At 73.6% G+C, this 22,799-nt stretch carries 15 protein-coding genes; 11 read left to right on the forward strand and 4 right to left on the reverse strand.

Going from position 1 to position 22,799, the window contains the following annotated elements; all coding sequences use genetic code 11:
- Positions 1 to 6 precede the first annotated feature (6 nt).
- The gene (locus WMF26_RS24140; RefSeq protein WP_438002204.1) at positions 7 to 981 is read left to right on the forward strand and encodes a formylglycine-generating enzyme family protein; all 975 of its coding nucleotides are present in this window, start codon (positions 7 to 9) and stop codon (positions 979 to 981) included.
- 72 nt (positions 982 to 1,053) lie between these two features.
- On the opposite strand, the gene WMF26_RS24145 is transcribed toward WMF26_RS24140, so the two are convergent.
- Positions 1,054 to 2,058 (reverse strand): hypothetical protein, encoded by a 1,005-nt coding sequence (locus tag WMF26_RS24145; RefSeq protein ID WP_438002205.1) that lies wholly within the window; start codon positions 2,056 to 2,058, stop codon positions 1,054 to 1,056.
- 275 nt (positions 2,059 to 2,333) lie between these two features.
- Here WMF26_RS24145 and WMF26_RS24150 point away from each other — a divergent pair, with 275 nt between their 5' ends.
- From WMF26_RS24150 to WMF26_RS24175, 6 genes are all read left to right on the forward strand, one after another.
- Positions 2,334 to 2,729 (forward strand): VOC family protein, encoded by a 396-nt coding sequence (locus WMF26_RS24150; RefSeq protein WP_061626224.1) that lies wholly within the window; start codon positions 2,334 to 2,336, stop codon positions 2,727 to 2,729.
- A 334-nt stretch (positions 2,730 to 3,063) separates the two neighbouring features.
- Positions 3,064 to 3,543, forward strand: coding sequence for a hypothetical protein (locus WMF26_RS24155; RefSeq protein ID WP_438002206.1), 480 nt, complete (start codon positions 3,064 to 3,066; stop codon positions 3,541 to 3,543).
- Between the two features lie 329 nt (positions 3,544 to 3,872).
- Entirely contained in the window at positions 3,873 to 5,666 is a 1,794-nt protein-coding gene (locus WMF26_RS24160; RefSeq protein ID WP_438002207.1) for a serine/threonine-protein kinase, read from the forward strand.
- Between the two features lie 4 nt (positions 5,667 to 5,670).
- Positions 5,671 to 6,741 (forward strand): hypothetical protein, encoded by a 1,071-nt coding sequence (locus WMF26_RS24165; protein ID WP_438002208.1) that lies wholly within the window; start codon positions 5,671 to 5,673, stop codon positions 6,739 to 6,741.
- A complete protein-coding gene (locus tag WMF26_RS24170; protein ID WP_438002209.1) occupies positions 6,741 to 7,595 on the forward strand; it encodes a formylglycine-generating enzyme family protein in 855 nt (284 codons plus the stop codon). Before WMF26_RS24165 ends, WMF26_RS24170 begins: the two co-directional genes overlap by 1 nt.
- Positions 7,596 to 8,186: 591 nt before the next feature.
- Positions 8,187 to 9,740 (forward strand): M12 family metallopeptidase, encoded by a 1,554-nt coding sequence (locus WMF26_RS24175; RefSeq protein ID WP_438002210.1) that lies wholly within the window; start codon positions 8,187 to 8,189, stop codon positions 9,738 to 9,740.
- 18 nt (positions 9,741 to 9,758) lie between these two features.
- On the opposite strand, the gene WMF26_RS24180 is transcribed toward WMF26_RS24175, so the two are convergent.
- Complete coding sequence (locus tag WMF26_RS24180; RefSeq protein WP_438002211.1) at positions 9,759 to 11,288, reverse strand: sigma 54-interacting transcriptional regulator; 1,530 nt, start codon at positions 11,286 to 11,288, stop codon at positions 9,759 to 9,761.
- Between the two features lie 252 nt (positions 11,289 to 11,540).
- On the opposite strand from WMF26_RS24180, the gene WMF26_RS24185 reads away from it, so the two are divergent.
- Entirely contained in the window at positions 11,541 to 13,112 is a 1,572-nt protein-coding gene (locus tag WMF26_RS24185; protein ID WP_438002212.1) for an endo alpha-1,4 polygalactosaminidase, read from the forward strand.
- Positions 13,113 to 13,164: 52 nt separating this feature from the next.
- Here the strand turns inward: WMF26_RS24185 and WMF26_RS24190 are convergent, their stop codons facing one another.
- Positions 13,165 to 18,093 carry an MG2 domain-containing protein gene (locus WMF26_RS24190; protein WP_438002213.1) on the reverse strand — a complete coding sequence of 1,643 codons (4,929 nt, stop codon included), beginning with the start codon at positions 18,091 to 18,093 and terminating at the stop codon, positions 13,165 to 13,167.
- A 692-nt stretch (positions 18,094 to 18,785) separates the two neighbouring features.
- Here WMF26_RS24190 and WMF26_RS24195 point away from each other — a divergent pair.
- Together WMF26_RS24195 and WMF26_RS24200 are read left to right on the forward strand one after the other, a co-directional pair.
- Entirely contained in the window at positions 18,786 to 19,592 is an 807-nt protein-coding gene (locus WMF26_RS24195) for a hypothetical protein (RefSeq protein ID WP_438002214.1), read from the forward strand.
- A gap of 266 nt (positions 19,593 to 19,858) precedes the next feature.
- Positions 19,859 to 20,803, forward strand: coding sequence for a bifunctional methylenetetrahydrofolate dehydrogenase/methenyltetrahydrofolate cyclohydrolase (locus WMF26_RS24200; protein WP_438002215.1), 945 nt, complete (start codon positions 19,859 to 19,861; stop codon positions 20,801 to 20,803).
- A 24-nt stretch (positions 20,804 to 20,827) separates the two neighbouring features.
- Here the strand turns inward: WMF26_RS24200 and WMF26_RS24205 are convergent, their stop codons facing one another.
- Positions 20,828 to 21,682, reverse strand: coding sequence for an SDR family oxidoreductase (locus WMF26_RS24205; protein ID WP_061625151.1), 855 nt, complete (start codon positions 21,680 to 21,682; stop codon positions 20,828 to 20,830).
- 160 nt (positions 21,683 to 21,842) lie between these two features.
- On the opposite strand from WMF26_RS24205, the gene WMF26_RS24210 reads away from it, so the two are divergent.
- On the forward strand, positions 21,843 to 22,799 hold the full coding sequence (locus WMF26_RS24210) for a LysR family transcriptional regulator (protein ID WP_438002216.1): 957 nt from the start codon (positions 21,843 to 21,845) through the stop codon (positions 22,797 to 22,799).

The following is a 22,799-nucleotide window of genomic DNA, read 5'->3' on the forward strand; positions in this document are numbered from 1 at the left end:
GACACCATGCGATCCCACAGCACGCCCCTCGTCGTCTCCGCGCTGTTCTTCCCTGCCGTCGCGTGCGGTGTCCTCGCCGCCGCGTGCGGCGCCTCCCCGGCCTCGCCCCCGCCCGCCGGGCCCGCCGGGCCTTCGCCCGCTGCGCAGGCGGCGCCGGCGAGCGCCTCCGGCGGCGCGGCGACCGCCCCGGCGTCGCCCCAGCCCGGGTCCGACGCGGCCCCGGCGCCGGCCGGCGCCAGCGCGACCGCCGCGCAGGCCGGCGGCGATACGGCCGCTGCGCAGGCCGGCAGCGGGCAGGCCTCCGCCCCGTCGTCGCCCCCCTCGGACGGATGCCCGGACGGCATGGCCCGGGTCCCAGGCGGCAGCTTCGTGATGGGCCCGCTGAAGGTGAAGGCCGCCGTGGCGGACCTTTGCATGGACAGGACCGAGGTGACCGCCGAGGCCTACGCCGCGTGCGTCAAGGCTGGTAAGTGCACGGATACGTTGGCGAATTGCGCCAAGGAGGCGTCGACGTACGGCGTCGCCGGGAAGGAGAAGCAGCCGATGGTCTGCGTCGACTTCGCGCAGGCCGAGGCCTACTGCGCGGCCCAGGGCAAGCGGCTGCCGCGCGACGACGAGTGGGAGTGGGCGGCCCGCGGCGGCGAGGAGGCGCGGCCGTACCCGTGGGGCGGCGAGGCCCCGAAGGATCAGCTCTGCTGGTCCGGCGGCGGCACCGTGCGCAAGACCGCGTGCGACGTGGGGAGCTTCCCCGCCGGCGCCAGCCCCCAGGGCATCCAGGACCTGGCCGGCAACGTCTTCGAGTGGACGACGAGCGCCAACGACGGCAAGGGCAAGATGCGCGTCGCCCGCGGCGGCAGCTGGCGTGACGGCATCCCGCCGCTCGTCAGGACGGCGCGGCCCGGCGGCTTCGAGGCGACCTACCGCTGCGGGTTCCTCGGCATCCGCTGCGTCGTCGAGCCGGCGGCGCAGGCGGCCCCGTAGCGTAGATCGAGATCGCGCCGCGTCAGCCGGCGTCCGTCGGGTCCGGGGGATCCGTCGCCCGGCGCCGTTGCGCTACGTCGCGTTCGGATCGGCGAGCCAGGTCGCCAGCGCTTCCGCCGAGGACGAGAGCAACACCTCCGCCACCCGGGTCTCTTGCAGCCGGGCGAGCCGCTCCCCGAGGGCCGCGATCTCCGCCTCGGTGAGCGGCCTGCCGAGCCGGAGCTCGCACATCCGCGCCGTCAACCGAAGCCGCGTGCGCTGCTCCGCCTCCCTCTTCGCCTCCTCCGCCTCCCTCTCCGCCTCCTTCTTCGCCTCCTTCTTCGCCTCCTTCACCGCCTCCTTCACCGCCTCCTTCAGCCCCGCTTCCACCCCCGCCGCGACCTTCCGCGCGGTGAACTGTTCGAACCATTCCCGGGTTTCCATGACGAAATCCCTCTCCTCGGAGGGCAGCCCTGGAAGGAGCTGCTCCGGCACCTCGAAGCTTAACCGAACGAGCCACGGCATCGCCACCCGGCGCTCCCACGCGTCCCCGGGGAGCGCCGCGAGATCCCGCAGCGCCGCTCGGCGCACCCGGGGCGCGCCGAGCAAGCGCAGCAGCACCGTCCCCCGCACGCGCGGCAGCTCCGCGATCACCACCGCATGGATCCGCCACCCCGGCGCCGGCCCCGCATAGAGCCCCTCCAGCCCGGAGGCGTCCTGCACGAAACCGAAGTCGCGCAGCACCCCGTCCGGGCGCCCGGCGCTCACGATCCACGCCGACGGCAGCTGGAGCGCGCGCTCCGCTCGCAGCTCGAGCGTGTGGTGCCACTGGTAGCGCTTGCGCATGCAGCCGTGGAGCTCGGCCGCGCCCGGCGCGGCGCTGAACACCTCCACCATCCCCGCCTCGGCCGCCATCGAGCGGAGCAGGCCCGGCTCGATCTCGGGGTGCGCGCGCAATAGCGCCGGATCGGGCACGTGCCAGACGTCGATCCGCTGGGCGTCCCCGGCCGGCACCTCCACCTCGGTCTCGGCTGCGCCCACGAGCACGAAGAAGTCCCGGAGGATGTTCTTGGCGAGCTGATCAAGCCGGAAATGCATGATTGCCGCCGATACCACACCAGGGCTCCAACGGACACTTTGCGGCATCGCGCGCGTCGTCACGAGCGGTGTCGAGGGGCATTACGGAGACCAAACAATTTCATTCACACATTCGATCGACACCGATGCTCGGCCGCGTCTGGCGCGCCGGCCCGGACCGAGACGACCGTCTGGCGCCCGGGGGCGCCGAGGGCGCGACCCGCGGACGCCTGCGCCGCCCGAGGCGCGCGGCTTGCGTTCCGGCCCGGCGCGGCGCACCTTCGCGCCCAGCCACCATGCACAGCGACGATCCCTACGTGATGCCCGCCTACGTCAAGCTCCTCGTGGCCGACGCGGAGCGCTCCGCCTCGTTCTTCGAGCTCCTCGGCTTCACCCGCGTTCACCAGGATCCGGTGTTCGTTCACCTGCGCTGGGCGCGCTATGCCGATCTCTTCCTCGTGGCGACGCCGCCGGGGGTCTCGCTGGCCGGCCAGCGCGGCCTCGGCGTCATCGTCTGCTTCAGCGCGACCGGCGACCTCGGCATCGAGACCATCGCCGCGCGCGCCGCGGCCGCCGGCGCCGCCGTCGATGGCCCGCGCGACCAGCCGTGGCATACCCGGGAGGTCGTCGTCACCGACCCGGACGGCTACCGCCTCTGCTTCGTCGAGCCGAGCACGTCGCTGCAGGGCTGACGTCCCCGCCCGCGCGCACCGGAGCCGAGCCGCGGGGCGAGCGCGGGCGAGGCGCCCGACAGCGCCGGCCGGGCAGCCCCCACCATCACCTCGATCGGCGAAACCCGCCCGGCGCTCCCGCGTAGAGGGAGCGCGCGGCGAGGAGCGCCGGCCTCAGCGCCTGGCGTGCGCCGCAGAGGGGATGTCGCGGGCGGGCGGTCCGCTCCGAGCACGAGGCAGGAAGGCGGGCTGAGAGACCCAGGGTCTCCTCGGCTCCCCGCCTGCACGTGAGATCTTCGGGGGCGGATGCGCCCCCCGACCTCGCCGCGCGACGCCACCGACGAAAGGAGATCCCATGATCGTTCGCACTGCATTGCTCTCCCTGTTCACGTTCCTCGCCAGCGCCGCGGCCGTCGAGCCGCTCGCGCGCGCCGACGAGAGCTGCCGCGCTCTCGTCCAGGACAGGGTGTCTCGGATCTACGGCCAGCTGGGGTGGGAGATCGACATGACGATCCACCGCGACGGCGTCCGGCAGGTGACGCACTCCAGAGGATGGCTCAAAAGAACGGACGGCGGCGCCCTCGTCGGCCGCGCGGATCAGCTGTTCTCCGATCGCAGCTCCGCCGCCGATCCGGACCAGCGGTTCGACGCCGAGAGCGCCGATGAGCTCAATATCGACGTCTCGCCGACAGGCGTCCTCCACATCCGATATTTCCCCTGGAGGTTCGACACCTCCTGGGACATGGCCTGCCAGGGCCCGGTCATGACCAGGTACATCCCCGGCATCGGCGTCGTGACGCTCACGTTTCACCAGAACATCACCATCCCCTTTTGATCCGAGCCGCCCTGCTCGCGGCGCCGCCGAGCGAGCCCATGGCCTCCTCGCGCCCGTGGGTCCGCGGGGCCGAGCCGTGTCGTTCGTCACGGCGCTCCGCCGCGCGCAGGCGCCTGCCCCCTGCGCACCCTCCGGGGCCCGCCTCGGCGGGCTCCGGAGGCGCGCTCACCGCCCCCTTCTCCCCCGGCCCCTCGACCCTCGCGGCGAGCGCCGCGGGCGAGAGCGCTCGATCCAGGAGATCGGCTCCGCAAGGCTCGCGGATGCACCGGCGGGCGAGGCCGTCCTCGCGAGCGGCGGCGCCGGGCGCGCTCGTGTATCATCGCCCGGGCATGTGGTCGGAGCCGTCGCATCCGAGGCAAATCGGGCGGTATCTGCTCTACAGCCCGATTGCGTCCGGCGGGATGGCGTCCGTGCACCTCGGCCGGCTGGTCGGCGAGGCGGGGTTCGCGCGCACCGTGGCCATCAAGCGGCTGCACCCCCAGCTCGCCGCGGCGCCCGAGATCGCCGAGAGCCTGCGCGACGAGGCCCGCATCGTCGCGCGCATCCAGCACCCCAACGTGGTCGCCACGATCGACCTCCTCGTCGCCGAGGACGAGGCGTTCCTGGTCATGGACTACGTGCGGGGCGAGTCGCTGGCGCGCCTGCTCCGGGCGGCGCGCGACCGCGGCGCGCCGGCGCCGATCCCCGTCGTCGCGAGCATCGCGTGCGGAGCGCTCCACGGGCTGCACGCGGCCCACGAGGCGCGCAGCGAGTCCGGCGAGCCGCTCGGCATCGTGCACCGCGACGTCTCGCCCGAGAACGTGCTCGTCGGCGTCGACGGGACGGCGCGGCTGCTCGACTTCGGCATCGCCAAGGCGCGCGGGCGGCTCAGCACCACCCGCGGCGGGCAGATCAAAGGAAAGCTGGCTTACATGGCACCCGAGCAGATCCTCTGCGGCGAGGTGACGCGGAGGACCGACGTGTTCGCGGCGGGCGTGGTCCTCTGGGAGGCGCTCGCGGGCCAGCGGCTGTTCGACGGCGGCGACGAGGCCGCGATCCTCGGGGCCGTGCTCGAGCGGCCGATCCCGCCCCCGAGCTCGCTCGCGGCGCACGTGCCGCCAGCCCTCGACGCGATCGTCCTCCGGGCGCTCGAGCGGAACGCGGAGGGCCGGTACCCGACCGCCCGCGAGCTCGCGATCGCCGTCGAGGACGCGGTCCCGCTCGCGTCGCCGCGCGCGGTGGGCGAGTGGGTGGAAGAGCTCGCCGGCGACGCGCTCGCGCGGCGGGCGGCCCGCGTCGCGGAGATCGAGGGCGCCTCGGCGGCGGCCTCCGGCAGCGCGGCGGCGGCCGGCGCGGGGACGCGGGCGCGCGGCGGGTCGAGCGAGCCCGGCATGCAGAGCGGCCGCGAGCCCGGCAGCGCGCGCGGGCGCGACCTCCAGAGCGGGCGCGACCTCCAGAGCGGGCGCGACGAGCCCCGGTCGACGGGCCCGCGCGCAGGCGGCCTGGCCGAGACCGCGCCCGCGATCCCGACGAGCGCCCTCGATGAGGTCGTCCTCGCGGCAGCGCCCCCGCCGGGGTCCGCCACGTCCAGCGGGCTCTCCGTGGCGCTCTCCCCGGGAGACGGCGGGCCGCGCGACGTTCCGCCCGCTGCGACGTCGAGGCGCGCGCGGCCGGTCCTCGCGCTGCTCGGCGCGGTGCTCCTCGGCAGCGCGGCGGCGCTCGCCGTGCAGTGGGCGCGCCGCGGCCCGCCCGGGCCGGAGAACGCAGCGAGCGCGGCCCACACGCCCGCGGCGCAGCCCGCCGGCGCCGGAGCGCCGGGCGCGCCACCGGCCTCGGTCCAGCCGGCACCCGGCCCGGCGGACGTCACGAGCGCCACGCCCGCCGCTCCCGTCCCGCCGCCGGCGCCGAGCCCGGGCAGCGCGGCGACCACGCCGTCGGCGCCGAGCCCGGGCAGCGCGGCGACCACGCCGCCGGCGTCGGGCGCCGCCGCGACCGCGCCCGCCCGCAAGCCGGCGCGCACCGCCGCGAGCGCGCGCGCCCCCGCGCCCGCGCCGCGTCCGGCCGGCGCCGACGCCCAGCGCTGCTCTCCGCCCTACACCGTGGACAAGGCCGGCATACGCCGGCTCAAGCCCGAGTGCATGTGACCCGATGAACGCCCCCTCTCCCGCCCGCGCGCGGCCCGCGCGCCCGCTCGCCCTCGCCGTCGCCGCGGCGCTCGCCCTCACCGGCGCCCGCGCTGACGCCCAACCTCACAAGCGGGCGTGCGCCGCCGCCTACGAGCGCGCGCAGGGCCTCCGCCGCGACGGCAAGCTCCTCGCCGCGCGGGAGGCGCTCATCGCCTGCTCGCAGCCCACCTGCCCGGCGGCCGCCGTCGCCGACTGCGGGCCATGGCTCGCCGAGGTCGAGAAGAGCCTGCCCACCGTGGTCATCGCCGCGAAGGACGCGCACGGGCGGGAGCGGCTCGACGTGCGCGTGCTCGTGGACGGGCGCCCCCTCGCCGCGGCGCTCGACGGCAAGGCGCTGCCGGTCGATCCCGGCCCGCACACCTTCCGGTACGAGCCCGCGTCGGGGCCCGCCGTCGAGGAGCGCGTGCTGATCCGCGAAGGCGAGAAGAACCGCGCCATCACCGTGACCCTGGGCGCATCCTCGGCCGGCGCGCCGGCCTCTCCGCCGCCGCCGGCGGCCGCGCCGACGCCCGCCTCGACCGGCTCGCCCCCCGCCCCGACGGCCGCGCCGACAGCGCCGACGGCCGCGCCGACAGCCGCGCCGCCCGCGCCGACAGCGCCGACGGCCGCGCCGCCCGCGCCCACGGCCGCGCGGCCCGCGCCCACGGCCGCGCGGCCCGCACCGTCCGCCCCGCCGGCCGCCCCGTTTGAGGAGCCCGCGGTCCCCGGGCTCGTGTGGGCTTCCGGCGCCCTCGGCGCCGCGGGGCTCGCCGTGTTCGCCGTCGCCGGCGCGCTCTCGCTGAGCGCCGAGGCCGACCTGCGCGCCACGTGCGCCCCGCGCTGCCCCGGCGACGACGTGCGCGCCATCCGCGTCCAGCACGCGATCGCCGACGTCGGCCTCGGCGTGGGCGTCCTCGCCCTCGGCGCCGCGACGTGGCTCTACCTGACGCGGCCGGCCGCGGCGAGGGCGCCGAACGCCGGCGCCGCCGCGCCCGGACCGGCGCTGCGGCCGTTCGTCGGCGGCGCCGCCGCGGGCGTCGAGGGGGCCTTCTGATGCGCCTCCGGCCGGCCCACGCCGCCGCGGCCGCCCTCGCGGCCGCCCTCGCCTCGGCGTGCACGCTCGTGCGCCCGCTGCACGGCCTCACCTGCGAGCCGGGCGCCGCGAACGCCTCGTGCCTGTACGGCCAGCCCTGCGAGGCCGACGCCGACTGCGCGACGTCCTCGTGCGTCACCGACGTCTGCCAGTGCCCCGTCGGCATGGTGACGATCGAGAGCTCGTTCTGCGTCGACCGGACCGAGGTGTCGAACGCCGCCTACCGCGCCTTCCTCGCCGCGCAGCCGGACGTCGCCGCGCAGGAGCCGTTCTGCCTGTTCAACGACAGCTTCGCGTTCGACACCGGGCCCGGCGCGCCCGACGTGTGCAAGACGCGCAGCGAGGACGATCTGCACCCCGCCACCTGCGTCGACTGGTGCGACGCCCGCGCTTACTGCAAGAGCCTCGGCAAGCGCCTCTGCGGCGAGATCCACGGCGGCCCGCTGCCCTACGGCGGCGACACGGCGCAGGGCGAGTGGTTCGAGGCGTGCAGCCACGGAGGCACGCTCCAACACTCCACCGGCGAGCTCGACACGGAGCACTGCAACGGCGACGGGGTGGCGACCGTGCCGGTCGGCGACGACGACAGCATGGCGTGCGAGGGCGGCTATTTCGGCCTGCAGCACATGAGCGGCAACGTCCGCGAGTGGGAAGACGCGTGCTCGGACGACACCGGCCCAGGCGACCTGTGCCGGACGCGGGGCGGAGCGTTCGACAGCGGGGGCTCGCCCGACGAGCTCCGGTGCGACGCGCGCGACGTGCGGGAGCGCGCCGACACGGATCACACGATCGGGTTCCGCTGCTGTAGCGGCTAGCTAGCGGCGCGCGCGAGGAACCTCGCCAGGGCTCGCTGACCGGGCGGTACGAATTCCGACGGCGACGGAGCGCGCTGGCTGCGTGCCGCGGGCCGAGGGCCTCGATCGGGCGCGCATCCGGGGGCTGAAGGACACCTGCGAGCGTGACCCCGCCGAGGAGCGCCCTCCCGGCGGGGCGCCTCGGGCCGGCAGCGGCGCGGCCGCCGGGGAGCGAGCGATGAAGGCGACGACACGCGATGTCAGCCGCGGCGGGCGGCGCGCATAAACCTCTCTCGACGACGGTGAGGCGCTCGCGGCGATCCCGCCCGGCGCAGGCCGACTGGCGAGGCTCGGAACAGCCTTGCTCGAGTCCAGCCACGTCGGGCTCACGCCGCCCGCGAGCTCCCTCATCCAGCGCGGAGCCGTTGCGCTCGGCGCGTCCGAGCGCTCGCCGGCCCGTGCGATTCGATTCGACATCTCATACAGCCACCAGAACGAAAAACACATTCAATAAAACACAAATCCGATCTCATGCAGCCAGCAAAACGAAGAACATATTCAATGAAACACAAATTCGCTTTCATGCAGCCAGAAGAACGAAGGACACATTCGATGAAACATAAATTTGCATCGCTCGTCATGCGCCATGCCGCCGCCTCCATCGCCTCGATCTCCGCCGCCCTCGCCGGCTGCGGACCGAGCGAGCCGGGCTACGAAGCGGCCGCGAACGAGGAGCCGATCGCGTCGACCCACGACGCGCTCCAGCTGGTCGGCACCCCCTGGCCCGGCGGCTGGGTGCCGGTGTGTTACCGTATCGACGACGTGGTGCCCAACGCCGAGCGAGAGCGGCGCTTCCAGTACTTCGCTCGAGCCCGCGACGCGGTCGACAATTCGTGGCAGCGGGCGGCAGACATCAAGTTCGAAGACTGGGGCCCCTGCGGCTCGAACACGAACGGCTATCTCGTCGTCCACCTCACCGCGGGAGGCGGCAGCCACAGCGGGGTGGGCTATCCGGGGCCCAGCAGCGCGCGGCACATGACGCTCGACACGACCGACAGCCGCGTCGAGGTCGTCGCCATGCACGAGTTCGGACACGCGCTCGGCTTCTCGCACGAGTTCGACCGCGACGACTGGACGGGGCAATGCATGAAATGCACGTCCAATGCCCAGTGCGCGAGCGGAGACGGCAAGGTCTGCCTGCCGAGCGGCTACTGCGGCGTCGCCCACGCCGGCGCCAGCAAAGCGACGCCGGTGGCCGACACCGACTCGATCATGGCGGCCACGTATTGCGGCAATCTGGCCGACACGAGTCGGACGCTGTCTCCCTGGGACGTCATCGGCGCACAGAACGTCTATGGGCGCAAGCACGGCGGCTCGATCGTGGGGCTCGGAGGCCGCTGCCTGAACATCGACGGCGGCACGGCCGAGTGGGGCAAGAACCTCCTCGCGTGGCAGTGCATGAACGCCCCCAACGACACATGGTCGAAGCTGCCGCACTCCTCCGGCGGGAACCACCTCCGGGCGACCCTCGACGGAGAGATGCTCGCCATGAACGTCAGCGGCGGCGTGGTCTCGCCGACCTCCGGAACGCCGCTCATCTCGTGGGGCCTGATCGATGGCGCGCCCAACGAGCTGTTCTCGTTCGAAGGCATGCGCCTGCGGGCCATGGGCAACATGTGCGTCGTCGCCACGGGCACGACAGCCGGCGCGATGCTCGAGGTGCGCCGCTGCGGCGAGGTGCCGTCGACGCGCGAGCGCTGGACGGCGACGGCGACGAGCAGGCTGCAGTTGACCGGCACCAACCTCTGCGTCGACGTGCCGCCCGGCACCCCGGCCCTCGGCACGCGGCCGACGCTGAAGCCGTGCATCAACACCGCATCGTACCAGACGTTGAGCTTCCTCGCCGGCGAGATCAAGGCCACGTTCGCCGTCGACCGCTGCCTCAACGTGTCCGGCGGCATGCCCGTACCGGGGTCCCCCATCATCTTGTGGGACGGCTGCGGCCAGGGCCTCTACAACGAGTACTTTTACCTGAACGGTCCTATCAAGTCGCTCGGGCAGTGCGTCGATATCTTCGGCGGCGCTTCGTATCCCGGCGCGCAGGTCGGCATGTACCCGTGCTGGCCAGACGCGGCCAACCAGGACTGGGACTTCCACTGGCGCTGAGGGGCAACGCTCCCGCGCTCACCGCCGGAGGTTGTACTTGTCCAGCTTGTAGAGCAGCGCGCGCCGGGAGATGCCGAGCCGCTTCGCCGCGCGCGTCTGGTTGTTCCCCTCGGCGGCGAGCGCGTCCTCGATGCTCTTCTTCTCCAGCTCGGCGAGGCGCGCCGGCATCGGCGCGCCCTCCGCCGGCGCCCCCACGCTCGCCGGCGCTCCCACGCTCGCCGGCGCCCCCACGCTCGCCGGCGCCCCCACGCTCGCCGGTGCTCCCACGCTCGCCGGCGCGCCCACGCTCGCCGGCGCCGCGTCGGCTCCGGCCACGGTGGCCGGCAGGTGCTCGACCTCGATGACGCCCCCCTCGGCCAGCACCACGGCGTGCTCGACCGCGTTGCGCAGCTCGCGCAGGTTGCCGGGCCACGCGTGCGCCTCGAGCAGCCGCATCGCGGCGGGCGCGAACCGCGGCGCCGGCTCCCCCATGCGCTCGGCGACCTGCTGCGCGAAGCGGTGCGCGAGCAGCGCGATCTCGGCGCGCCGCTCGCGGAGCGGCGGGACGCGGAGGACGAACGTGCTGATGCGATAGTAGAGATCCTGCCGGAACCGCCCGGCCGCCACCTCGGCCGGGAGATCCCGGTGCGTGGCGCACACGACGCGCACGTCGAGCTCGATCTCCTGCGTGCCGCCGATGCGGGCCATGCGCCGGCTCTCGAGGACGCGCAGCAGCTTGGCCTGCATGGCGAGGGGCAGCTCGCCGACCTCGTCGAGCAGCAGCGTGCCGCCCTGCGCCGCCTCGAAATAGCCGATCTTGCGGCGATCGGCCCCGGTGAACGCCGCCTTCTCGTGGCCGAAGAGCTCGCTCTCGAGCAGCGTCTCGGGCAGCGCCGCGCAGCTGAGCCGGACGAACGGGCCGCCGGCGCGCGGGCTCGCGCGGTGGATCTGCTCGGAGACGACCTCTTTCCCCGCGCCCGTCTCGCCGAGGACGAGGACCGTCGTCTGGGCGCGCGCGAGGCGCTGCACCACCTGGAAGACCTTCACCATCGCCTCGTCCGCGACGACGAAGCCGGCGCCGGAGAGCGCGTCCGCCGCCCCGGCCGGCGCGACCTCCGCCGGCGCGGGCCGCGAGAGCAGCGCTGGCGCGGCGATCGCGACGACGATCTCGGCCGGGCCGACGCGGATCACGTCGCCGCCGGCGAGGAGCCGCTCGCCCCCGCGCACGGCGGCGCCGTTCACCGACGTGCCGTTGCGGCTCCCGAGATCGATGAGCTCGAGGGCGTCGCCGCGCCGCGCGATGCGCGCGTGGTTGCGCGAGACGCGGGGGTCGTCCACGCAGACCGTCGACTCCGGCGCGCGCCCGATCGCGACCGCGTCGCCGTCGGTCAGGTCGATGACCCGCGCCGCGCCGTCGCCGGTGCGCACGATGAGCGACGCCTGCCCCTGCGGCGTCCGGCCTCCGGCGCCCTCCGCGGCCTCGAGCTCGGTCGCGACCTCGGCCCCGAGGGGCGGCGGCGCCTCGCCGGACGGAGGGGCCGGCTGTCGACGAGGATCTCGCTCCGCCATGCCGTCCGAAGGATGCGCACGTGTACGAAGCTTGCGCAACCCTCAGCGACGGCGCCGCGCGGCGCGGGCGCGAGATCGCGGGGAGAGGCGCCGGCCGCGCGCTGGCCTCCGCCTTGCAATGCCGCTCCGGCGCGCACGGAGACGATGCGGGAGCCGCCGTCGCCGGGAGCCATCGCGGGGACCGGTGCGTCGCGAGACGCCCTGCGCCGACGTGCGCCGAGCTTCACGAGCCCACGAACCAGGAGAGAATCCATGACTTATTCCAGCCGTCCGGCGTCCGCTCTCGCGATCCGCAGCGCGCTTTGCCGCGCCCACGCCGTCGTGTGCTTCACCGCCGCGCTCGCCGCCGCCGGGTGCGGCGCGGATCCCGCCGTCGACGCGGAGGTCGCCTCGGGGGCGAGCGGCGACGCGGTCAGCGGGGCCTTCACGATGGCGTGCTCGAAGCTGACGGTGAGCCGCGGCAGGATCGGCGCCGGGCAGACGGCCGCCGCGCTCGCGACGGCCGATCTCACGGGCGAGCAGGACGTGTGGAGCAAATACGTCGAGTTCGCGCCGAGGACGAGCGCGACGTGCGAGTACGCGCTCCCCGCGGGCACGTCGGCGGCGCAGCTCTCGTCGCTCGCGCTGGGCGTCAACTACCGCGGCCCGGCGAAGTCGGCGATGCGCTGGACCTTCGAGGCCTGGGACGCGGCCGCCGGCGCGTGGGTTCCGATCGGCGACAACGCGTTCGCGGGCGACTGGTCCTGGACGAGCGCGAGCCTGAGCCTGCCGGCGCCTCATGCGAGGTTCGTGTCGGGCGGGGCGCTCAAGATCCGGTATGCGACGGCCAGCTCCGCCGACAGCTCGCAGCTCGACCATCTCGTCCTCACGGGCGCGACCGGCGGCGGCTCGACCGGCAGCGGCGGTGCGACCAGCAGCGGCTCTGGCGGCAGCGGCGGCTCCGGCGGCTCCGGCGGCTCCGGCGGCTCTGGCGGCAGCGGCGGCTCCGGCGGCAGCGGCGGCAGCGGCGGCAGCGGCGGCAGCGGCGGCTCCGGCGGCAGCGGCGGCTCTGGCGGCAGCGGCGGCTCCGGCGGCAGCGGCGGCTCCGGCGGCTCCGGCGGCTCCGGTGGCGGTACCGGCGTCTGGGTGCCCGCCCCGGGGACGACGTGGCAGTGGCAGCTCACGGGCACCATCGACACCAGCCTGGACGTCGCCATGTACGATATCGACCTCTTCGAGGCCCCGCAGGCGACCATCGACGCCCTGCGCGCGGCCGGGAAAAAGGTGATCTGCTACTTCAGCGCGGGGAGCTCCGAGGACTGGCGCAGCGACGCGTCGAGGTTCCCCGCCGCGGCGCTCGGCAACCCGCTCGACGGGTGGCCCGGCGAGCGGTGGCTCGACACCCGCAGCGCCGGCGTGCGCGACGTCATGAAGGCCCGGCTCGACCTGGCGGTGCAGAAGCGCTGCGACGGCGTGGAGCCCGACAACGTCGACGGCTACACCAACGGCTCCGGCTTCCCGCTCACCGCGGCGACGCAGCTCGACTACAACCGCTTCCTGGCCGCCGAGGCGCACGCGCGCGGGCTGTCCATCGGCCTGAAGAACGACCTCGATCAGGTGAGGGACCTCGTCGGACACTTCGACTGGGCGCTCAACGAGGAGTGCCACGCGTACGACGAGTGCGAGATGCTCACGCCGTTCATCCGCGCCGGCAAGGCGGTCTTCCACGCGGAGTACGTCGCCGCGTCGCAGGCGAACGCCGTCTGCGCCGACACGAAGCCGCTCGGGCTCTCGACGCTGATCAAGCGGCTCGATCTCGACGCCTGGCGCGTCGCCTGCCCCTGATCCGCGAGCGCTGGCCGCCCACCGGCGGCCAGCGCCGTCGCCCGTCAGCCGCTCACTCCCCCCTCACCTCCAGCACCTGCGCTCCGGAGAAGCTCTGCTGCTCCGGCTGGTAATACGGGTGCACCTCGGCGCCGCCGTCCTCCGCCCGGACAGGCATCGTCGCCTGCAGCCGGTAATCGAAGCTCGCCGCGGCGCCCGCGGGGATCTCCTTCACGTACAGGATCAGCTGCTTGCCCGTGATCTCGAACCTCGAGAGCTGGCCCGCCGCGATGTACTGCTGGAGATCCTCGGTCAGGACCTGGAAGCCCGGCGGGAGCCCCACCGTCACGAGGATCATGCTCTGCGCCGAGCTCGTCGTGTTCCGGACGTCCACCGACGCGGTCACGATGTCGTTCACGTACAGCGCGGTCTTGTCGTAGCTCACGCTGACCGAGAGCGGCCCTCCCCCGTCGCTCGGGACCGCGCTCCAGGGCAGGTGGTGGCGGCTCACCAGGTTGTAGCTGAGCTTCCCCTCCCCCTCGAACGCGAGCGTGACCTCGTGCGCGCCGGTGGTCGCGAGGTGCGTGAGGTCGACCGTGGTCATGACGTCGGCCTGGTCCTCGCGCAGGGCGACGGTGCTCACCGCCTCGCCGTCGACCGCGACGGCCAGCGACCCCACGGCGCCCTCGCTGCCCTTGCTCGCGGCGAGGAGCAGCGTCCGCAGGCTCCAGATCGTCGCCTGGGTGGAGCCGAAGTTGCCGTTCGCGTCCTTCGACTCGGTCAGGAACTTCACGCCGCCGTCGGCGCTCGACCGGTGCGCGTCCGCGGAGAGCAGCGCGTGCGCCGCGAGCGCGGTGGTCGTGACCTTGGCGTCGTCCCCGACCTCATAGAACGCGGTCTGCGTGCCGCCGTCGTCCCAGAAGATCGCGCCCCCCTCGGCCGTCTTGCGCTCGTCGAGGGCGTCGAGCACCCGGTCGGTCAGCGCGCCGGAGGGCGCGGCCACGGCGAGCGCGTTGGCCGCGATGGCGAGCGTGTACAGGTCGTCGGTCGCCGGCTGCAACGACCTGCCCAGGTACTCGAGCCCCCGCGCGATCGCGGGCCCCTCGTACCCCGCGCTCGCGAGCGCCCAGAGCACGAAGGCGCTGTTGCGGAGCGTGCCCGTGTGGAAGCTGAAGAACTCGGTCTGATCGCCCTCCCACGTGCCGTCCGTCTTCTGCTGGCCGGCGAGCCATGCCACGGTGCGGGCGAGCATCGCCTCGTCCACGGCGTGCACCTTGATCATGTCGGCGAACTCCATGACGCCGAACGCGGTGACCGACAGGTACGGGTGCCCGTCCTGCTCGCCGAACCACGAGAACCCGCCGCCGGCGTGCTCGAAGGTGAGCAGGCGCTGGTAGCCCGCCGAGATCAGCGACTCGGCCTTCATCTGGATCTCCGGGGTGATCTGACCCGTCTGCTTCATGTACTGCGTCACGAGCACGTTGGGCCAGGTGGTCGAGGTGGTCTGCTCGAAGCAGCCCGACGGCACCTGGAGCATGCTGTCCATGCCGCTCACGACCTGCGACAGGAACGCGGGGTAGATCTCGAGATAGAGCTGGTTCGAGCCGACGACCGCGCCCTCGGGGAACGACAGCGCGTGGGTGACGCTGCCCGCCTCGACCATCCCGGACTTGCTCTCGGCGAACGGCTTGCCGTCCGGGACCACGCGCACGGTGCGGGCCACGGCGTCGGCGCCCTCGGTGCCCCGCGCCGTGACCGTGAGCGCGTTGACGCCCACCGTGTCCACGCGCACGGGGAACCGGACGCCGCGCACCTCGCCCGGCGCGAGCGACACCTGCGCGGTCGTCGCGCCGAGCGCGGTGTACCAGCTCCCCGGCTGGAGGCTGAGATCGACCGTCTGCGGCGTCTCGAGGTAGTTGTAGACGGCGATCGGGAACTCGACCTCATCGCCGCGCGTGAGCGTGGCCGGGAAGCTCACGTCGACGAAGAAGTCCTGGAACACCTTGAAGCCGCTCTGCACGCCGCCGAGCTTGCCGTCGGCCGAGTTCGCGAGCGCGGAGAGCCGCCACTCGGTGATGCTGTCCGCGAGCGGGATGCTCAGGGTCGCCGTGCCGTCGGAGTTCGTGATCACGCTCGGGTTGACATACAGGGTCTCCGGGAACTCGCGCCGGACGCGCGGCCCGCTCTCGCCGCCGCCGCCGGGGTCCCCGACGACGCCGCCGCCGCCCGCCCCGGCGCTGGCGCCCCCGTTGGCCCAGTCGCCGTCGCCTTCGGCGGCCTCGGGCCAATTCGGCGCGGGCACGTCCACCCCGAGATCGGCGAACTCGAACGCGATCGCCGCGTCGTCCGCGCTCTGCGCGACCTCGTCGGGCCCCGACGAGAGCACCGTGAGCCCGCTCCAGGTGGAGCTCACCCGGTACGCGTTGCCCCACACGTCGAAGGCGCGGAGGTGCTCGGCCATCCGGCCCGCGAACAGCGCGGCGACCTCGCCCTGCCCGTCGCAGTAGTACTGCGTTGGATCGCAGCCGAGCTTGCGAACGTCCTCCACGGCGACCGCCGCGGCCTCGGCGAGCACGGGCCGGAGCGCGCCCTTCTGGCGCTCGTAGAACGGCTCGAGCTCGGTCTTCACCTTCGCCAGCACGGCCGGCCACGTGCGCGCCTGGAGGCCGGTCACCGACGTGCCGGCGAGCGCGGCGAGCGACGCCTGGGTCGTGCGCTGCGCGGCCTCGGCCTGCTCGGGGTCCTCGCTCGCGGTCGCGCTGAACAGGAGGTTCTGGAGGTTCGCCGAGGGGCCGCGGATCTGGTAGCTCGGCTTCGCGAACTCGTCCTCCAGCTCGAAATAGGTGCGGAGCAGCCCGGGCTGCGCGTCGACAAGCGCGAAGACGGCCTGATCGACCACCTGCACGCCGACCGCCGCGACCTTCGGGTTGCCGGCGTCGTCCTTGACCGAGAGCCGCAGCGTCGCCGTCTCTCCCGGCGCGTACAGGGGCTTGTCGGCGTCGACCTCGATGTTCAGCGCCGAGTCGCCGCGCGCGAAGACGGTGCGGCCCGAGCGCACCAGGTTGCCGTCGTCGTCGACCAGGTACGCCTCGACCCGGTTGTTGCCGAGCAGCCCAGCGTCGACCGGCATGCTGAAGCGGGCGCGCCCGCCCTCGAGCTCGAGAGAGCGCATGTCGACCGCCTGGCCGTCGTTCAGCCAGTCGACATAGACGCTCCCGGTCTCCTCGCTCGACTCGATGGCGACCTCGATCGTCTCGCCGGCCTCGTACACGGCGCGATCGGTGCGCACGATCAGGTGCTCGCCGCCCGCCTGGGCCGCGAACGAGAACTTCTGCTGCACCGCCTTCTCACCGACCGTCGCTCGGACCGAGAACTCGCCGTCCGCCGCGCCCGGCGGCGGGGTGAAGCTCACCGCGGCCTGGCCGAAGGCGTCGGTGCGCGCGGTGAGCCGCGCGCCGTCCGGCGCCGTGATGACCGCATCGATCTCGGGGAGGGGCTCGCCGAGCGGATCCGTGACGAAGAGCAGCAGGGTGTTCGGGACCCCCGGGACGAGCTCGCGCGCCTCGGGCACGAGCACGAGGGAGGCGACGTCCGCGGCGACCTTCACCGGGATTGCCTTGGTGACCTCTTGCCCCGCCGTGTCGGCGACGGTGATCGTGAGCGTCACCGCCGCGTCGCCCTGCTCCAGCGGCAGGCCCGCGAGGTGCTGCGGCAGCGTCAGGCTGAACCCGTAATGCCCTTTGGCGTCGAGCGTGCCCATGATGCGCTGGAACGTCGTCTGACCGACGTCCAGCGACGCCGCCTCGATGGTCACGCTGCCGCCGGCGACGTCCTTGCCGAAGAAGTAGCGCGCGTCGATGGTGCCGGTCAGCGTGTCGCCCGCGCTGTACCAGGGCCGGTCGGTCTTCACGGCGACCTCGAACTTCGGCAGCGCGTACTGCCCCACGGTGACGATCTTCTCCGTCGTGGTCTCGCCGCTCACGAGGCGCACCTTGAACTCGCCGACGTTCACGATCGATCCGATCTGGAACGTCGTGGCGGCCACGCCGAAGGCGTCGGTCGCGATCGGCTTCTTGAAGATCTTGTTGCCCTTGCCGTCCTCCACCTCGAACGTGACCGGCTCTCGGGCGAGCGGCGCGTTGTTCCCCCGCTCGAGGGCGAGCGCGCGGAGGTGGATCGTCTGGCCGGGCTTGTAGAGCGGCTTGTCGGTGGTGAGGAGCAGCTTCGGGCCGGGACCCTCGACGGTGACCTGCTCGTCGACGACCGCGCTCACGCCGAAGCCGAGCGCCCGCGCGGCGACGGGGAGATCGCCGATGTCGCCGGGCTCCACCTCGAACACCGCGGCGCCCAGCGCGTCGGTCGTCCCGCGGAGCTCCCGCGCCGCGGCCCCCTCGCCCACGGCGAGCTCGACCTCCACGCTCGGCACGGGCTGGTGGCTGAAGGCGTCCGTCGCCCGCACGCGGTAGCTCGCCGCGCGCCCGCGCACCACGCGCGCCGGCCCCTCGAGCTGCACGTCGTAGGGCGGGATGACGCGCAGCAGGCTCCGCGTCACGAGCAGCCCCTCCTCCGACCCGTCGTCGATGCGGACGAGGTAGCGCGCGAGCCCCGGCTGGTCGCTCACGGCGGGCGCCTGCAGGCGCGCCTCCGCGGTCGCCGCGGCCGAGCTCGAGATGTCCACGTCGACCTCGGTCGTGCCTTGTTCCTTGTCGGCGCCGAGATCGACGAGCGTCACGCGCAGGTGGCCGCGCGTCGCCCCGGCGGTCAGGTTGCGCACCGGGATCTGGAGGAGCAGGTCGCCCTCCTCGATCACGCCCCGCAGCTTCGCCTCGTCGATCTCGATCGTGCCGTTCCGCGGCTGATCGGGGCGGCCGAAGGGCGGCGCTGCCTCCTCATCGGAGGAGCAAGCCGCCCCCGCGCCCGCGCCCGCGAGCGCCAGCGCCAGCGCGGCCAGCAGGTGGGGTGAGCTCCAGCGTCGGCGAAATGCATCGAAGCGTGCGCGCATGAATCCAGTCCTCCCGAACGGCGCTGGCACACCCCAGCGGCCGGCGCGTAGGTTGCATGGGATGTACCAGGTTATCGAAGCAGTAATTTCGCGGGAATAGACGCGGGTCGTCCCGGGAGCTGTGCCACCTTGTGCCCCGGATCCGGCTCCCGGGGGGCGTCCGGCGCTGCTCTCGTGGGGGCGGGCCCCGCGCTCGCGGCGGGGGCGACGGCGGCGCGTCGCGGCCGCACGTGGCGCGGGTCGCAAGGCGCGGCCGCCGTGAAGCGCCTCGCGCGTCATCGATGGTGGCGGCGCAGCAGCAGCCGATAGCAGTGGTCAAAATTGAACATGAAGGCGGGAAGGCTGGAAGAAAACCTTAATGATCTTCCCGCCTTCCCGCCTTCATGTGGACTCTCTCTGGGCAAAGTTGACCACGACCGATCCGATGGCCGTGCACAGGACAGCTGGTCTTGGCCACATCGCCTATCGAGATCGCGTGTTCGCATTCGCCCCCTCCATGACATCACGCGGGCCCGGCCCATGGGACGGGGTCGCCCGCTCGGCGCGCGACATCGGCGGCGGTGCGCGAGGCGGACGGCGCGCCGGCGATGTTCCTGCGCCGGGGCGGACGCTCGCCGGCGCTCCCCTGGACATCGGCGTCCGAGCGTCCAAGGCTCCCGTTCGAGCAAGAGGCGCTTCGCTCAGGAGGAACCATGCAGATCGACTTCGATATGCCCGTGATCGCGGGAGGCGGCCTCGACGCGGGCGTGCTCGACCGGGTCCTTGTCGACCGGGAACGGGGCGTGTTGACCCATGTGGTGCTCCGTTCGCCCCTCTCGAGCGAAGAGCTCCTGGTCTCGATGGATCTCGTGCAGGGCACGGCGGGGGGCCAGCTGCGCCTGCGGCCGGGGCGAGACGAGCTCCTCTCGCTGCCTCGGTACTACGAGGGGCGGACGACGGCGCAGCCGGCGGGCCGGGTCGACACCTCGCTCGTCCCGCAGCCGCCCGAGCAGAGGCAGGCGCTGGACGAGGCGCTGGGGGTCACCGACGACACGGTCGAGCTCGGCCCCGAGACGCGGGTGATGACCGCCGATGAGGCCGAGGTGCAGCTCGTGGGCATCGGCGCGAACGACCCCGGCAATGACATCTCGCGGCTCCGCGTGCGCGGCCCGGCGGGCGCCGAGGCCGACTTCCCCGCGTCGTGGATCGACGTGATGCGCGAGGACGTGGTGGCGCTGACGGTGACCCGGGACGACGTCCTGCGGTCGCGCCCCGCGCCCAGGCGCCGCGACGGGAACCTCGCGGACCTCGAGGGGCTCTCGGGCATGGGCGGCCTCGACGGAGACACGCCCGAGGAGGTGTTCGGCGCGGATTTCGTCGATGAGCTGCGCGACAAGGGCGGAATGGTCCTCAACGTCCCCGGCGCGAGCGGCCCCGGCGAGGCCGAAGGCCGCCGCGCCGCCGAGCCCGTCGACGCGGGCGCGGCCGCGGCGGCGGAGCGGCAGCGCCCCTCCCGCTGAGCGCGCGCGCCGGGCCGCTCACCGACGCTCCTCTCGACCGGAGCGCCGCTCTCGGCGCGCCCTCTTCCCGGCCCTCGCGCGCTCGTGGAGGAGGCCCGCGCTCGCGCGCTCAGGGCCAGGAAGAGGCCAGGAAGAGGCCAGGAAGAGGGCGGCGCGGGACTCCATGCCAGGGAGCGTCCGAGTCGAGCTCGCGCCGGCCGAGAGAGAGAGAGCTGACCGTCGGAGCCTTGACATCGATGCTGGCGCGTGCTCGTCTCCGCCCCCCGATGGATCCACACGACAAGCCGCCGAGCCGGGACACGGGCGCGACCAGGGTTCTCGATCCGAGCGCGGTGGCCGAGACGTTCCGTCGCGAGATCCGGGCGGAGCTCGCCGCCCTGCCTGAGCCGCTGTTCCTGGTCGGTGTGCTCGCGGCGGATCACGGGCCCTCGTACACGTATGCCGAGTACACGCGCAAGGCGTGCGAGGACGTGGGGGTGCGCTTCGAGATCCGCCACGCCACGCGGCTCAGCGCGGAGTCCGCCATCCGCTCGGCGAACGAGGACGCGGGCGTGCACGGGATCATGGTCTATTACCCGATCTTCGGCACGGAGCAGGACGTCTATCTGCGGGACAGCGTCGATCCGTCCAAGGACATCGAGGGGCTCCACACGTACTGGGCACGTTGCCTGTACGGGAACCAGCGTTTCCTGGATGAGGCGAAGACGAAGAAGGCGATCCTGCCCTGCACGCCGCTGGCCATCCTCAAGCTCGTCGAGGCGGCCGGCTTCTTCGGCCAGGGCGAGCGGCCGCTCGAGGGCAGGAGCGTGTGCATCTTCAACCGCAGCGAGGTCGTCGGGAGGCCGCTCGCGAGCATGATGGCGCATGACGGAGCGCACGTGACCTCGTTCGACATCGACGGTGCCCTGCTCTTCGTCCCGAGCTCGTCCGGCGGCACGCACGAGGTGCACGAGACGATGGTGGACCGGGCAGGCGCGCTGCGGCAGGCGGACATCGTGGTGACCGGCGTGCCTTCGCGGAGCTTCCCCCACGTGCAGGCCTCCGAGATCCGCGAGGGCAGCCTCTGCATCAATTTCTCCACCTTCAAGAACTTCAGCGACGACATCCAGACCAAGGCGAGCGTGTTCGTTCCGCGCGTCGGCCCCATGACCGTGACGATGGCGATCCGCAACAGCCTGCGTCTCTACAAGAACACCCACCCGACCGGGTGAGCCCGGCGCCCGCGCTCGCTCGCGTCAGCCCCCGGCCCACACCCGCGCGTGCTCGCGCGCCCAGGCCTCGAAGGTCCTCGGCTTCCGCCCCGTCACGCGCTCGACGGTGTCGGTTTGCAAGGCGCCCTTGCCCGCGCGGATGCGCTCCATGAGCTCGCCGACGGCCATGGCGAGCGACGCGGGGGCCCCGGCCTCGATCATCCTCCGCCGGGCGGCCTCGACCGGGACATCCACGCGCCGGAGCGGCGTGCCGAGGACGCGTGCGAGGATCTCGACCTGATCCGGCGTGCTGAGGAGCTCGGGGCCCGTCACCTCCAGCGCCTGTCCCAGGAGCTCTTCCGTGGTCATCGCGCGCGCGGCGACCGCGGCGATGTCGCGCGGCGCGATGGGCGCGGTCTTGCCGTCCCCGTGCGGGTTGTAGACCACGCGCTCGGCCCGGATGGACCGGGCCCACTGGAAGGTGTTCGACATGAACGTGCCGGGGCGGACGAAGGTCCAGCGGAGCCCGGACGACCTGACGAGGTGCTCCCGCTCGGCGTGGCGGCGGGCGAGCTCGACCTCCGCCGCGCCGGCGCTGATGCTCGACAGGAGGACGACGCGGGGCGCGCCGCTCGCCTGCGCCGCCGCGAGGAAGCCTCGGACGTGATCGATGCCGTCGGCCTCCGCGACCGGCAGCAGGAACGCCGCCCTCACGCCCTGGAGCGCCGGCGCGATCGTGTCCTGTCGCGCGAGGTCGCCCACGGCCTTGTCGACCCTGGCCCCCCAGTGGGCCACTTTGCGCTCGTCGCGCGTGAAGACCCGGACCTTCTCGCCCGCGGCGAGGAGCTCCTCGACGAGCTCCTTGCCGACGTTCCCGGTGGCACCCGTGACCAAGTACATGCGTGTCTCCTTCCAGGTGGGCTCCTCGGATCGATCCGTGAATCGCGGTCGAGCCGCCGAATCGCGCTCTCGACCGGGCCGAGCCACCCGTTCTGGGGCGAACCTACGACTGTTTCATGCGCTTGATTAGTGTGGACCTGTAGGAAGACTCGTTCCATACATGGGACAATCGATGCTGCCCGACCTCAACGAGATCGCTGTCTTCACCCGGGTGGTCCAGGCGGGCAGCTTCACGCGGGCCGCGCGCGAGCTCGGGATGCCGAAGTCGACGGTGAGCCGGAAGGTGTCCGAGCTCGAGGCGCGGCTCGGCGCGCAGCTGCTGCGGCGGACCACGCGCAAGCTCAGCCTCACCGACGTCGGCGCGGCGTATTACGAGCGCTGCGCGCGCATCGTGGCCGATCTCGACGAGGCGGACCGGACGGTGACGCAGATGCAGGACGGGCCGCGCGGGCTCCTGCGGATCACGGCGCCGCTGCACTTCGGGTGGATCGGCGGCGTGGTCGCCGAGTACCTGCGCGATCACCCCGAGGCGAGCGTGGAGGTGGTCTGCACCGATCGCGTGGTCGATCTCGTCGCCGAGGGGTTCGACGTGGCGCTGCGGTTCGGCGCGCCCAGCGACACCTCGCTCGTCGCGCGCCGCCTCGGGGCGCTTCCGCGCTACCTCGTGGCGGCGCCCGCGTACCTCGCGCGGCGCGGCGCCCCGCGCGCGCCGGCCGACCTCGCGGGGCACGACGTCCTCGTGTCCGCGGGGGCGCGCGCGGGGGAGCCGCCCGGCGCGCGGTGGGTGCTCCACCGCGGCGCGCGGCGCGCGGAGGTGCGCGTGACGCCGCGGGCGACGGCGAACAACCTCGAGGTGCTGCACCGGATCGTGCTCGCGGGCGTGGGCATCGCGGCGCTGCCGGCCATGCGGTGCGAGCTGGACGTGCGCGAGGGGCGCCTCTCGCGCGTGCTCGACGCGTGGAGCCCGGCCGACGTGCCGCTCCACGTCGTCTATCCCGGCACGCGGCACCTGTCGCCGAAGGTCAGGGTGTTCGTCGACCTCGTGCGCGAGCGGCTGGGTCCCGCGCTGCGCGGCCGGCGGGCGGGAGGGCCGGGCGCCGATCGAAGCAGCGCGTGA

The sequence above is a fragment of the Sorangium sp. So ce185 genome, from assembly GCF_051526825.1.
In the GTDB taxonomy this organism is placed as follows: domain Bacteria; phylum Myxococcota_A; class Polyangia; order Polyangiales; family Polyangiaceae; genus Sorangium; species Sorangium cellulosum_D.

What these genes read in the sequence shown, in the direction of transcription:
- WMF26_RS24190 (WP_438002213.1), bottom strand. Translation starts at nt 18,093, where the DNA reads ATGCGCGCACGCTTCGATGCATTTCGCCGACGCTGGAGCTCACCCCAC.
- WMF26_RS24150 (WP_061626224.1), top strand. Translation starts at nt 2,334, where the DNA reads ATGCACAGCGACGATCCCTACGTGATGCCCGCCTACGTCAAGCTCCTC.
- WMF26_RS24180 (WP_438002211.1), bottom strand. Translation starts at nt 11,288, where the DNA reads ATGGCGGAGCGAGATCCTCGTCGACAGCCGGCCCCTCCGTCCGGCGAG.
- WMF26_RS24185 (WP_438002212.1), top strand. Translation starts at nt 11,541, where the DNA reads ATGACTTATTCCAGCCGTCCGGCGTCCGCTCTCGCGATCCGCAGCGCG.
- WMF26_RS24155 (WP_438002206.1), top strand. Translation starts at nt 3,064, where the DNA reads ATGATCGTTCGCACTGCATTGCTCTCCCTGTTCACGTTCCTCGCCAGC.
- WMF26_RS24165 (WP_438002208.1), top strand. Translation starts at nt 5,671, where the DNA reads ATGAACGCCCCCTCTCCCGCCCGCGCGCGGCCCGCGCGCCCGCTCGCC.
- WMF26_RS24175 (WP_438002210.1), top strand. Translation starts at nt 8,187, where the DNA reads ATGAAACATAAATTTGCATCGCTCGTCATGCGCCATGCCGCCGCCTCC.
- WMF26_RS24145 (WP_438002205.1), bottom strand. Translation starts at nt 2,058, where the DNA reads ATGCATTTCCGGCTTGATCAGCTCGCCAAGAACATCCTCCGGGACTTC.
- WMF26_RS24200 (WP_438002215.1), top strand. Translation starts at nt 19,859, where the DNA reads ATGGATCCACACGACAAGCCGCCGAGCCGGGACACGGGCGCGACCAGG.
- WMF26_RS24170 (WP_438002209.1), top strand. Translation starts at nt 6,741, where the DNA reads ATGCGCCTCCGGCCGGCCCACGCCGCCGCGGCCGCCCTCGCGGCCGCC.
- WMF26_RS24205 (WP_061625151.1), bottom strand. Translation starts at nt 21,682, where the DNA reads ATGTACTTGGTCACGGGTGCCACCGGGAACGTCGGCAAGGAGCTCGTC.
- WMF26_RS24195 (WP_438002214.1), top strand. Translation starts at nt 18,786, where the DNA reads ATGCAGATCGACTTCGATATGCCCGTGATCGCGGGAGGCGGCCTCGAC.
- WMF26_RS24160 (WP_438002207.1), top strand. Translation starts at nt 3,873, where the DNA reads ATGTGGTCGGAGCCGTCGCATCCGAGGCAAATCGGGCGGTATCTGCTC.
- WMF26_RS24210 (WP_438002216.1), top strand. Translation starts at nt 21,843, where the DNA reads ATGGGACAATCGATGCTGCCCGACCTCAACGAGATCGCTGTCTTCACC.
- WMF26_RS24140 (WP_438002204.1), top strand. Translation starts at nt 7, where the DNA reads ATGCGATCCCACAGCACGCCCCTCGTCGTCTCCGCGCTGTTCTTCCCT.